Raw genomic sequence first — 12292 nt, forward strand, 5'->3', positions numbered from 1 at the left:
AGCATTTATAAAATTCCAATTTTTTCGGAATGTGCGATGGCCTCTTCACTGCTCTTGAAATAGCAAGTTGAAACATTCATTGTTGCAATGTTTTTGAGGATTTTCTCTGTTTTATATTTTTTCCGGCGTGAAGTCTGCCTTATATAAACAGCCTTAATATTTTTCGGAAATATTTTGACTATCTTTTCATACAGTGGAGGATCCCTTTGGGAATCATCGCCCAACAGCACATATTCCAAATTTGGATAGAACATGATTATATCCTTTATTTTTTCAAATTTATGGTCATGGCTTCCCCTTCCGGTAAAAAGGAAATCGGTAATTCCAGTTTTAATTTTTTTGAGTTTGATGACCGCTTTCGGCAGTTTATGGATTCGAGTAAAAGCATCAATAAATTCATATAAATTCCATTCGCTGCTTGAAACATAAAAAAAGGAATTGGAAGCGGTTTCGTTTTCCTGCCCTGCCCTGCTCAAGGCCTGATAGTGTGGCACTACATCTTTGTAAATTTTGCGTTTGTTGATGTTTTTAAAAAGAATAATATAAAGTTTTTTTAAAAAATTACGGCTATGTGAAACCAAAAAAGTGTCATCAATATCTGAAATCACGCCCACCTTACTTTCAAAAGGTTTCAATAATTCCGAGGTTTCCACAATCCCGAAGTCGTAATATTTGCAGACAATTTCATAACCATGCCATCCGCTTTCAAGCGTTTCTGTGTATGGAATTGTAAATCGAAAATATCCATCGGCCAAGGTTTTGGTGGTAACCTCAAGATTTCTGAATTTCAACTTTATCTCCACATTTTCCAAAGGTTTTATCCGGAACATATGTATAACCGATACCGCATGTCGGATTCCCCGGCGGTCCATTCGGTATTTGTCCGGTGCCCAAGATTTAAACACATGACCGAAAACAACCAATTCCTTGTCGTTTGCATAGCCACGGTAAAGTTTTAAATCGAGTTTCACTAATTGAGATTTTGTTAACGGTTTGATATTTCCAAAATAGGTATTTTTAAAATCAAACTTTACTAATGAAATCAGAAAATTATATTCTTTTGGTGGTCAACCCAATCTCGGGCGACTCGGAAAAGGAATCTATTATCGCCTCAGTTACCGAGGCGGCGGCCAAAAGAAATCAAGGCCTAAAAATATATAAAACAACGGGTGATGGTGACAGTGCAGCCATAAAATCCATTATCAAAAAAAATCGTCCTGAAAGAGTTTTGGTTGCCGGGGGCGATGGCACAATTTCACTGGTTTCGGAATGCCTTTTAAACACGGAAATTTGTTTGGGAATAATTCCCGCTGGATCCGCAAACGGGATCGCCGTAAATTTCGGCATTCCCGAAACAATGACCGAACAAATTGAGGTTGCACTCTCCAACTGCACTATAAAAATTGATACTCTTTTCATTAATGAAAAAATGTGCCTTCATATTGCCGATTTGGGAATCAATGCAGAGCTTGTAAAAAATTACGAGGATTCGGGTATTCGTGGAAAATTGGGGTACTTTTTGCAGTCCATTCCCACAATTTTCAATTCAGATTCTCCCTTTCATTTCACGATTGAAACGGAAAAGGGAACAGTTGAAAAAACAGGAATTTTGCTTGCGATTGCCAACGCAAATAAATTCGGAACCGGAGCAAACATCAATCCCGACGGGAAAATAAATGATGGAAAATTTGAAGTTCTCGTTTTTAAAAATTTAGATTTTATTGAAATATTCAAAACAATCCAGGAAAAACCAGAGCTGTCTTCAGATTTTGTAGAAATAATTTCAACTGAAAAAGTTATGATTTCCACCCGAAAAAAAGTACCATTTCAAATAGATGGAGAGTATTTAGGAGAAACAGACAAGGTTACAGCGCGAATTGAAAAGGAAAATCTTACTATGGCCGTTCCGGAATTGTTCTGTAAATTTCACGCTAAGGAAAATATGCTATGAACATTCTAAAAGTTTCATTCACTAACAAAAAAGGGCAACAACTTGTGGGACGCCTCGAGCTTCCGCTAGACCAAAAACCACATAATTATGCCATTTTTGCACATTGCTTCACCTGTACCAAAAATTTAATAGCGGTTAAAAATGTGGGCCGAGCGCTCACAAATTCCGGATTTGGGGTGCTTCGGTTTGATTTTACGGGTTTGGGTGAAAGTGAGGGCGATTTTGAAAACACCAATTTCTCTGGTAATGTAAACGATTTAGTGGAAGCAGCAGATTTTTTGGCGCGGGATTATAAGGCACCAACCCTATTGATTGGTCATTCCTTGGGCGGGGCAGCCGCCATTTTCGCTGCAGAAAAATTACCGTCAATCAAGGCTGTGGCCGTTATAAATTCCCCTAGCAATCCTTCGCACGTATTGCATCTTTTAAAAGATAGCAAAGCTGAAATAAACAAACATGGCAAAGCAAAAGTAAATCTCGGAGGCATTGATTTCACCATCAAAAAACAATTTTTGGATGACCTTGAAAACAAACCGCTAACGGAAATAGTAAAGACCTTCGGCAAAGCGCTGCTGATTTTACATTCTCCGCAGGACAAAACCGTAGAGATAAAAAATGCGGAGGAAATTTATAAAGCGGCGCATCATCCCAAAAGTTTTGTGTCATTGGACGGGGTAGACCATTTGCTATCCAATAAGGAAGATTCCAATTATGTGGGGATGGTGATCGCGGGATGGGCGTCCCGATACGTCAATATTCCGAGGGCCGACCAGGTTATTTCAAAAAGTAAAGTGGCAGCAAGTTTGGATGGGGGGGATATATTTACAACATATTTAAAATTGGGCGATCATCATTTTATTGCCGATGAACCCACAAATTTCGGCGGAAATAATTTTGGGCCGTCACCATATGAGTTTCTTTCGGCAGGACTTGCGGCCTGCACTGCTATGACCATACAAATGTACGCAAGGCGAAAAACTTGGGAGATAGAAAATGTGGTGGTACACATAAATTATTCCAGGGAACACGCGGTAGATTGTGAATTTTGTGAAGAAGATTCGGCTAAAATTGACACTTTCACGCGGGAGATTCAATTGAAAGGAGAATTGACGGAAAAGCAAAAAGAAAAGTTGCTGCAAATTGCCGATAAATGTCCGGTGCACAAAACCTTACACGCCAAAGCTCAGATTATTACCTCATTAAAAATAATGTAAAAACTTCAGCCTTTCTGCTTATCTATTTTGTAAAATTGTAATCATTTAAATTACTATTTATGAAATTGACAACTAAGCTAATACTTCTATTTATTGCCGTAACAACTCTTCAAAGTTGTTGTTGGCACGGCGACTGCAACGGTTCCGATGATTTGCCCGCGCCTATTATAGAATCACAATTCGAACCGGTATATATGGAACGTCCAGCGTTCGAAAGCAGTGTAAACCTATCCTCAGCGAAGCCAGTTGTGGATGCCGGAAAAATTTATGTGATAGCTGACTATCTTTTTATAAATGAAAAAAATGAAGGTTTCCATGTTTATAATAATGAGAATCCCTCCAACCCTACCCCTATTTATTTTATTGAATCGCCTGGAGCAACGGATTTAGCTATCCGAGAAAATGTGTGTTATATCAATCAGGCAACAGATTTAATTGCCATTGAAATAAATTTAGAAACTGGTTTGCTAAACCTCTCAAAACGAATTAAAAACACCTTCCCAGTAATGCTTTCCCCAGATGGTTTTTACCCTGTAGATATTCCGCAAAACAGTGTAGTTGTAAATTGGATTCCTAAAACAAATAACCCATGAAAAAATTAATTTTACTTTTTATCACATTTGTTTTTTCTCTGGGTTGTAGCCAAGATGGTGAAAATGCATCGCAAAATGAGGCAATGGGAAATGACGATGGCCAAGGCGGTTCCTTGGCTCGCTTTGCTATGCAGGGGGATTATTTATATACGGTTGATGAATACGGGTTGAATGTTTATAATATAACTACCCCATCCGATCCGGTGTTTGTAAATAATGTTCCCATAAGTTTTAGAATTGAGACCTTATTCAACTACAAAGAATATCTATATATTGGGTCACAAAGCGGTATGTTCATTTACAGTATTGAAAATCCGGAACTACCTAATTATTTAGCCGATGTTCAACATTTTACAGCTTGCGATCCCGTGGTTGCAAATGCCACCACCGCTTTTGTAACCCTGTGGTCTAACTTAGGTTGCAGAACTACGGTAAATCAGTTAGAAATATATGACATTACGGATGTAGTCAATCCCACTTTGCTAAGCATAAGAAATTTAATGCATCCAAAAGGTATGGGACTTTACGGCGATTATTTGTTTGTATGCGATGACGAAATAAAGGTATTTGATATTTCAGACCCAACGAATTCCTTTTTGGTCCACAATATAAATAGAGAAGCCTTTGATGTTATTGTTCAAAATAATTTGCTAATTGCCATCGGGCAGAATGGAATATATCAATACCAGCTTGACCCCAATGCAATTACAGAAACTGCTGAATTGAGTTTTTTGAACTTTTAAAATAATCTTAAATTATTGCGGTCGGTAAAAAACAATTGTACCTTTAAATTTAACCATTACAAAAACCAAAAAATAAATCATGAAAAAAATTAGTTTAGTTTGCGGACTTTTTGCCGTAATGGCCTTTATCGGCTGCAAGAATGAGAAGAAGGAAATAAACAATATGGATGGATTGAACGATACCATTCAAACGAATTCCGCTACCCAACAAGAGGGAATGAATCAAGCAAAAACATTATCGGTTCCAATGGAATCCAAAAGCGGAAGCGCGGTGCAAGGTGAAGCTTACTTTTCTGAGGAAAATGGAGTAGTAACTTTCGAAGCAAAATTTTCCGGACTAAAACCTGGAACACATGCCATACATCTTCATGAAAAGGCTGATTGTAGTGCTGCGGATGCAACCTCGGCCGGTGGGCATTGGAATCCCACGCACGCGAAGCACGGAAAATGGGGTGACGCCGAAGGCTATCATAAGGGAGATATAGGTAATTTTGAAGTGGCGGATGACGGTAGTGGAAGAATATCTATGAAAACGGATGAGTGGTGCATAGGTTGTGGCGATGAAAATAAAGATATTTTAGGCAAGGCCGTCATAGTACACGAAGGTAAAGATGACTTCACCACCCAACCAACCGGTGATGCCGGCGGAAGATTGAGTTGTGGTGGGATTATTGAGTAAATAAAAAAAGTTTGAAAAGAGCCGCTCTTATTCCAAAGAGCGGCTTTTTCATTTTATATAATTTACTTTCAAGTATATAATAAATTTATTCAAAGCAGATAAACCGTAGGAATAATTGTATATATCGTCACTATAAATAAGTATATATTAATTATTTAAGTAATTTTGCTTCCGATAGCCCCAAATTATCACCTACTATGAAAACAAATACTCCTGCACTCTGTGCATTTTTTGTATTATTTGCTTTACCCATATTTTCTCAAGTTGGTATCAATAATACTTCGCCCAAGAGCTTATTGGATATTACCCCATCAAGTACAGAAACTCCTTTAAATACAGATGGTATTATTATACCTCGCATTTCCAATTTTCCAACAGTAAATCCCGGAGTCGACCAGAATGGGATGATGGTTTTTTTGACCGTCCCAATTGGCATACAAAATAAAGGTTTTTATTATTGGGACGCTCCGAACAATCGCTGGGTTCCTATCGGGGCCGAAGAATGGACTGCTGGAACTAATAACGGTGGCGACAATTTAATTTACGCCACGAGAGCAAAATTATCAGGAACCGATATGGTAATAACCGATGATGGACGAATAGGTTTTGGAACGAGTGATCCAATTGAACGATTCGAATTTAAGGGTCCAGGCGATAATGATTTTCAAATTACGAGCGCCAATACCAATCCACCAAATTATATTCTTTATAATACGGGAGGCACACTCGAAAATCCCACAGCTCTCGCAGCCAATGGGGAAATTGGAGCCCTTATCGTAAAAACTCACGATGGCAACAATATTGTGGAAACAGGAGGTTTTCGGTTTTATATGGATGGTGTGGCAACTCCAGGTAGCGCTCCTTCCAAATTTATAATAAGCACAACTCCGGTGGGTTCCACAATGTTCCAGGAACGGCTAACTGTAAGAAGTACGGGAAATATGGGTATAAATGTTTCCAATCCCACTGCAAACTTACATATAAAGGGCGGTACAGCCGCTGCGGGCTCGGCCCCTTTAAAACTAACTAGCGGCACCAATTTAAGTACCCCTGAAGCGGGAGCTGTGGAATTTAATGGGAGTAGTTTATTTTTCACTCCGGCAACAATGCGCCAAACCATAATGAAAGGATATGTTACAACAGCTACCTTAGATTTTCCGAATATTACACAAAATAGTTCCGCAGATTTAACGGTATCCGTCCCCGGTGCTGCTGTAGGTGATAACTGCTATTGCTCCCCAAGTGGAGCCATTGAACTCGGTATTTCTTGGAATTGCTTTGTAAGTCCAGCAAATACAGTTATCATTAGGGTTGCAAATGTAAGGGCGGTAGATATTGATCCTGCAAGTAGAAGTTGGAAAGTAAACGTAATTAAATAAAAATTAGAATAAATAAAAAGAGCCGATAGATCTTATCGGCTCTTTTTATTTATATGAAGTTTCTTAAACGTGAAGCGCTCTATCCTCAGTAGCCGCAAGTGCAGCTTCCTTCACCGCTTCGGCGTAGGTTGGGTGGGCGTGACTCATTCTGGCAATATCCTCAGCGCTGGCACGATATTCCATTGCCACTACGGCTTCGGCTATTAAATCGGCAACCCTCGCTCCTACCATATGTACTCCCAAAACCTCATCGGTATTTTTATCGGAAAGTATTTTTACAAAACCATCGGTATCGCCGCTGGCTCTGCTTCTTCCCAAGGCTCGCATAGGGAATTGTCCGCTTTTGTATTCAGTTTTTGCTTCTTTAAGTTGCTCTTCAGTCTTTCCAACGGAAGCAACTTCTGGCCACGTGTAAACGACGCCGGGAATTAAATTATAATTGATATGAGGTTTTTGTCCGGCAATAATTTCGGCAACCAAAACGCCTTCTTCGGAAGCTTTGTGTGCAAGCATTGCCCCGCGCACAACATCACCGATTGCGTAAATGTTTTTAATATTTGTTTGAAGTTGGTCGTTTACATCAATCATTCCGCGTTCGGTAATTTTCACGCCAGCATTTTCGGCTTTCAATCCATCGGTAAAGGGTTTTCTTCCCACGGAAACCAAGCAATAATCGCCTGAGAATGTAACTTCCTTTTCATTTTTATCGGTTGCGGTAATGGTAACTTCCTTCCCTTTTTTGGAAACGGCAGAAACTTTATGCGAAACATAGAATTTCACCCCTTGCTTCTTCATCACTTTCATCAATTCCTTGCTTTGTGCGGAATCCATCGTGGGGATAATTCGATCCATGTATTCAACAACTGAAACTTCGGAACCCAAACGGCGGTACACTTGGCCCAATTCAAGACCAATTACGCCACCACCAATTACCACAAGATGTTTCGGAATTTCCTTTAAACTCAAAGCTTCGGTTGAAGTTATGATTCTATCCTTATCGAGCTTTATAAACGGAAGCGATGCAGGCTTACTGCCAGTAGCGATGATTGTATTTTTCGCTTCAATGGTTTGTTCCTTTTCTCCGGAAATTACAATATGCGTGGCATCCTTAAAAGAGCCCATTCCCGTGTAAACATCGATTTTATTTTTATCCATCAAAAACGCTATTCCTTTGGTGGTTTGGTCCACCACAGAAGATTTGCGTTCAATCATTTTTTTGAAATTCAATTTTATTTCGCCCGGAATTTCAATACCGTGCTCTTCAAAATGTTTTATGGCTTCTTCATAATGATGTGAAGAATCGAGTAGCGCCTTGCTGGGAATACAGCCCACATTCAGACACGTTCCGCCCAAAACGTCATATTTTTCAATGATTGCGGTTTTCATTCCCAATTGTGCACAACGGATTGCGGCCACATAGCCACCGGGGCCCGAACCAATTACTGCTACATCATATTTGCTCATATAATTTGATTTTTTGAATTGAAGTGGCAAAGGTACGATACTGTTTATGAGTTTAAAAGTTTAGTTGTGGGAATTTGTGAATCTGTGAATCCGTAAATCTGTGAATTTGTGAATTCGGAATTTAGGATTTGGCATTTGTTGATTTGGAATTTAAAATATTTTTCCACTCCTATTAATTTTTGCATTTTTGCCGTAATCATAAAAAACACAAAATGGCTTTTAAACCAGCAGACAAAATTCAGGATTTACAATACTTTGGCGAATTTGGAGGCGTGAACCCGTCCATTTCCGATTCTTCTACCTACACCTTTCTTTCCGCAAAAACGATGTTTGATACCTTTGAAGGCAACGCGGATGGGTGCTATTTATACTCACGCCACTCTACCCCTTCAAATCTATATTTAGGGCAAGCCCTGGCTGCTATGGAAGGAACGGAAACAGCGAATGTGGCCGCAAGTGGAATGGGAGCAATTACGCCAGCAATTCTTCAACTTTGTAAGGCGGGCGACCATATTGTTTCTAGCCGAACCATTTACGGCGGAACCTACGCCTTTCTGAAAAACTTTGCACCGCAATTGAATATTAAAACATCATTTATAGATATTACAAATCTTGAGTCTGTTGAAGCCGCTATTTCCAAAAACACAAAAATTATCTATTGCGAAACCGTTAGCAATCCACTTTTGGAAATTGCCGACATTGAAGGGCTCTCAAAAATTGCGAAGAAACACAATTTGCAACTTTTTGTTGATAATACTTTCTCGCCTTTGAGCATTTCCCCCGCAAAATTAGGAGCAGATGTTGTTTTGCACAGTTTGACGAAATTTATAAACGGGAGCAGTGATACAATGGGCGGCGTAACGTGCGGAACACAAGAATTTATTGACGCACTTCGGAACGTTAACGATGGTGCCAATATGCTTTTGGGTCCGGCTATGGACAGTTTACGCGCGGCTTCTATTCTGAAAAATTTAAGAACGCTTCACATAAGAATAAAGCAACACAGCGAAAATGCATTGTACTTAGCCGAAAAATTTGAGGCCGATGGGTTAAAAACCGTTTATCCAGGTTTGAAATCGCACACTGGCCACGAGCTTTTCAAAAAAATGATGAATAAAGAATACGGTTTCGGAGGAATGTTGACCATTGATGTTGGCGGCATTAACAAGGCCAATGAAGTAATGGAGCTAATGCAGAAACGAAATCTTGGTTATTTGGCGGTAAGTCTCGGATTTTACAAAACACTTTTCAGTGCGCCTGGCTCTTCCACATCCTCTGAGATACCCGAAGAGGAGCAAAAGGAAATGGGGCTAAGCGATGGATTGATTCGTTTCAGTATTGGTTTGGATAATGATATTGAGCGCACGTACCAAATGATGCGGGAATGTATGGTGGATGTTGGGATTTTAGAATAAGCATTTCAACTTAAATTAAATAAAAAACTCCCGATCAATAACCGGGAGTTTTATTCGTTAAAATGCACTTCTTTGCGAAGGGTGAAGGATGAAGCGCCAACGGGGAATAGTAGTTTTTATTTGTATTTCGCGTCGTGCAATTTAATATTGGAAAATACGGGCAGTGTTTACATTTGATTGCGTTGTTACTCAAATGTTTCATAATGGGTTACGTTTTCCTCAAATTCCAATAAGAATTTTTTGTCTTCGGGATAATATTTTGCCTTTTCATAATCATTTCCAGCAAAGTTTTTAATGCTTTCATAGCTGTCCCATTCTGTTATTGTTAGAAAATGACATATTTCTCAATCCAATCTGCGCAATACTTTTGCGGAAAGATTCCCTTTTACGTTTTTGTACTCAGCGATTCCTGTTTCCTCCACGTATTTAAGATATTCCTGTGCGTGCTCGGCTTTGGTTTTTCCGTGCCATATTCTTGTAATTTTTTTCATTTATAAAAGCGCAATTTGTTTTTGGGTTTCTATGGTGTGTTGGAGTTTAAAATGAAATCTTTTATTTAAGTTTCCATAAATAATCCGAGAAAATGGACTTGTTTACATAAAAGGAATATCTATCAAGAAATGAATCATACAATGCACAGTAATTGCACCCGCTTATTGGGAAAAGTACTATTTCTAACGGTATAGAAACTTTATCAAAACCTAAAACTATAAAAACTTTATTTTCGGTTTTATCTATTGCTTTAAATATTTTTAGTTTTCAGTTGTTCATAATAATAAAAATATTCTTCCAATGTTTTAAATTGGTCTTGTTTAAAAAGCGTTTCAATCAATTTCGTTTATATACCCAAAGCAAGCAAATTTCATTTTGCTTTTCAGTATTAATTGTCGTGCTTTTAGCTTACCGTTAACGGCACGTAACTTTTGGGAAGGCATAAATTTTGAAACGAGCAAAAAGCCTTGAATTTATTACTGTTTCGCCTATTTATTATTTGCTATCATAATTATTCGAAAATTCTTGTTTTAAATTCACTCCGCAATTGTTCAAAATTTAGTTTTGGTTTTTTACAAATATATATTGTTTGCCACAAATCTTTTTCGTCATCGGCATATGGATTATAAATTCGCTTTACCGCCACAACCGAATTAAAGAAGGACTGAAAAAAATCTATTCCTGCTTCTCCGTTTGAAAACGCTATAATGGTTTTAGGTAATTCGCCCCTTTCTGGTGTCCAAAGGTAGAAGCTCCCGTGGTATGATATCGCTTCTGGCAAATTGTAATTTTCCCTAAATAGATTTACTCCTCCTGCTTGACTATAGTGTTTACCCCAAATGATACAATCCTTTTTGTCATTTGGTGGTAGACTATCGTAAACGGTTTGAAGTCCGTCCATAGTTTTTTCCCATTTTGATTTCGAGTAATACTCTTTATATTCAATTTCGTAACGATTGTCTTTTTTTTCGATACCTGCAAATTTAATAAATGTGTCCAGGGGCAGAACGGCTAACCCAAATGGTATCAACACCATGCCCGACAATACAAGAAGAGTAGTTGCCGGATATAATATCCATTGGCGTTTTGACAGGATTTTTTGTTCAAACCAGATACTCCCGAACATCATTAAGGTAATCATTGCAGGATAAAAATAATACGCTTTGCTTTTATTAAGCGCCAATAGTGCAATGGAAATAAGGATTGTAAGTGCAATTGGGCGATAACTAAAATTATCTTTTGTTGTAACCATATAAATCAAACCTCCCACCCAAAAAATTAATGTTACTAGATTTAATGATATGATGATACTTTCAAGAACTCCCAATATTGTCAATTCGTTCAATTGGGTTTCATAAAGCCGTGAGAACATATCAAGTACTGGAAATCCATGCTTGTATTGCCACAAAACATTTGGGGCTATAATTAAAATGAACAAAAAAATGTTTTTCCAAATGTCTTTTTGCAAAATTGATGTCCGTGTCCGTTTGATCAATAGCAAACCAGAAAGTCCTGCTATGAAGAAAAGAATATCATATTTTGTGAGGAAGCCAAAACCGACGCAGATTGTTAAGTAGAGTAAATATTTTTTGTCAAGCGTTTTTATAAACCTAACCGATTGATAGAATGATAACAGCCAAAACAAATGCGTAAAGGCTACGGGTTGAAATAATTGATGTCCACGACCGAAAGCTGGTGCCGTCAAAATGCAAAGCAGTACAATAAAAACCGCTTTTGATTTACCACCCAGTTCAACTGTCGTAAGTGCGATAAATATTAAAATCAATAATGAAGCAATGTGCGAAAAGATGTGATGCACAAAAACGGATTGCGAATGAAATTGATTTTGGATAAAAGCCAACCAACCAATTACGGGTGGAAATTCCATATATCCAAAACTCGGGTAATTTCCTGTTTCTATGTGTAATAATTCATCGCCTTGAAATCCTGAATTTGAGTCAGCAATCAGATGAAGCGTTAGTTTTACGATGCAAAAAAATACTATGATTATCGTTATTTTTCTTTTTGGCATCTTGGTTTTTCAAATGGCAGGTACATGTTTTTAATTAATTATTGCTGCTATTCCGCACGTGTACCCATTACCGTTTAATCAATAATCCTCCTAACTTTCCAGCACAACAAACCCAAAAAAGGGTTAACCGAGGTTACGAATTTTAATTTAAAGGGGGAGAATAATGCACGAGGCTTAAGTTCAAATATAGTACTATTTCATAAAGTTTTATTTTTTTCTATCGCTTTAGGCTGTAGGCTGGGATGTGAATTTTGCCCTTCGGCTGCACATCGACGCTGTTCAGGACAGGGTGCTCATGGTAACAGATTTGAGACGTGAAATTCCGGAACT

At 38.3% G+C, this 12292-nt stretch carries 11 protein-coding genes; 7 read left to right on the forward strand and 4 right to left on the reverse strand.

Translation table 11 applies throughout. From position 1 onward, the window contains the following. Positions 1-5 precede the first annotated feature (5 nt). Complete coding sequence (locus QRD02_RS04905; RefSeq protein ID WP_290253799.1) at positions 6-971, reverse strand: App1 family protein phosphatidate phosphatase; 966 nt, start codon at positions 969-971, stop codon at positions 6-8. A gap of 65 nt (positions 972-1036) precedes the next feature. Here QRD02_RS04905 and QRD02_RS04910 point away from each other — a divergent pair, with 65 nt between their 5' ends. From QRD02_RS04910 to QRD02_RS04935, 6 genes are all read left to right on the forward strand, one after another. Beyond that, positions 1037-1951: a diacylglycerol/lipid kinase family protein gene (locus QRD02_RS04910; RefSeq protein ID WP_290253800.1), complete on the forward strand. Its 915-nt coding sequence runs from the start codon at positions 1037-1039 to the stop codon at positions 1949-1951. Beyond that, the gene (locus tag QRD02_RS04915) at positions 1948-3165 is read left to right on the forward strand and encodes a bifunctional alpha/beta hydrolase/OsmC family protein (RefSeq protein WP_290253801.1); all 1218 of its coding nucleotides are present in this window, start codon (positions 1948-1950) and stop codon (positions 3163-3165) included. Before QRD02_RS04910 ends, QRD02_RS04915 begins: the two co-directional genes overlap by 4 nt. A gap of 59 nt (positions 3166-3224) precedes the next feature. Next, positions 3225-3758: a hypothetical protein gene (locus QRD02_RS04920; protein WP_290253802.1), complete on the forward strand. Its 534-nt coding sequence runs from the start codon at positions 3225-3227 to the stop codon at positions 3756-3758. Then, entirely contained in the window at positions 3755-4501 is a 747-nt protein-coding gene (locus QRD02_RS04925) for an LVIVD repeat-containing protein (RefSeq protein WP_290253803.1), read from the forward strand. Before QRD02_RS04920 ends, QRD02_RS04925 begins: the two co-directional genes overlap by 4 nt. 79 nt (positions 4502-4580) lie before the next feature. Further along, positions 4581-5180, forward strand: a complete 600-nt coding sequence (locus QRD02_RS04930) for a superoxide dismutase family protein (RefSeq protein WP_290253804.1) — start codon at positions 4581-4583, stop codon at positions 5178-5180. A 197-nt stretch (positions 5181-5377) separates the two neighbouring features. Continuing rightward, positions 5378-6559, forward strand: coding sequence for a phage tail-like protein (locus QRD02_RS04935; protein WP_290253805.1), 1182 nt, complete (start codon positions 5378-5380; stop codon positions 6557-6559). 63 nt (positions 6560-6622) lie between these two features. Here the strand turns inward: QRD02_RS04935 and lpdA are convergent, their stop codons facing one another. Continuing rightward, positions 6623-8023 carry a dihydrolipoyl dehydrogenase gene (gene lpdA / locus QRD02_RS04940; protein WP_290253806.1) on the reverse strand — a complete coding sequence of 467 codons (1401 nt, stop codon included), beginning with the start codon at positions 8021-8023 and terminating at the stop codon, positions 6623-6625. A gap of 212 nt (positions 8024-8235) precedes the next feature. On the opposite strand from lpdA, the gene QRD02_RS04945 reads away from it, so the two are divergent. Then, on the forward strand, positions 8236-9438 hold the full coding sequence (locus tag QRD02_RS04945) for an aminotransferase class I/II-fold pyridoxal phosphate-dependent enzyme (protein WP_290253807.1): 1203 nt from the start codon (positions 8236-8238) through the stop codon (positions 9436-9438). Positions 9439-9782: 344 nt separating this feature from the next. On the opposite strand, the gene QRD02_RS04950 is transcribed toward QRD02_RS04945, so the two are convergent. Together QRD02_RS04950 and QRD02_RS04955 are read right to left on the reverse strand one after the other, a co-directional pair. After that, positions 9783-9929, reverse strand: a complete 147-nt coding sequence (locus QRD02_RS04950; protein WP_290253808.1) for a hypothetical protein — start codon at positions 9927-9929, stop codon at positions 9783-9785. A gap of 512 nt (positions 9930-10441) precedes the next feature. Next, positions 10442-11962, reverse strand: a complete 1521-nt coding sequence (locus tag QRD02_RS04955; RefSeq protein WP_290253809.1) for an ArnT family glycosyltransferase — start codon at positions 11960-11962, stop codon at positions 10442-10444. Positions 11963-12292 lie beyond the last annotated feature (330 nt).

Origin of the sequence: Aequorivita aurantiaca (genome assembly GCF_030410135.1) — a bacterium.
Classification (GTDB): Bacteria; Bacteroidota; Bacteroidia; order Flavobacteriales; family Flavobacteriaceae; genus Aequorivita; species Aequorivita aurantiaca.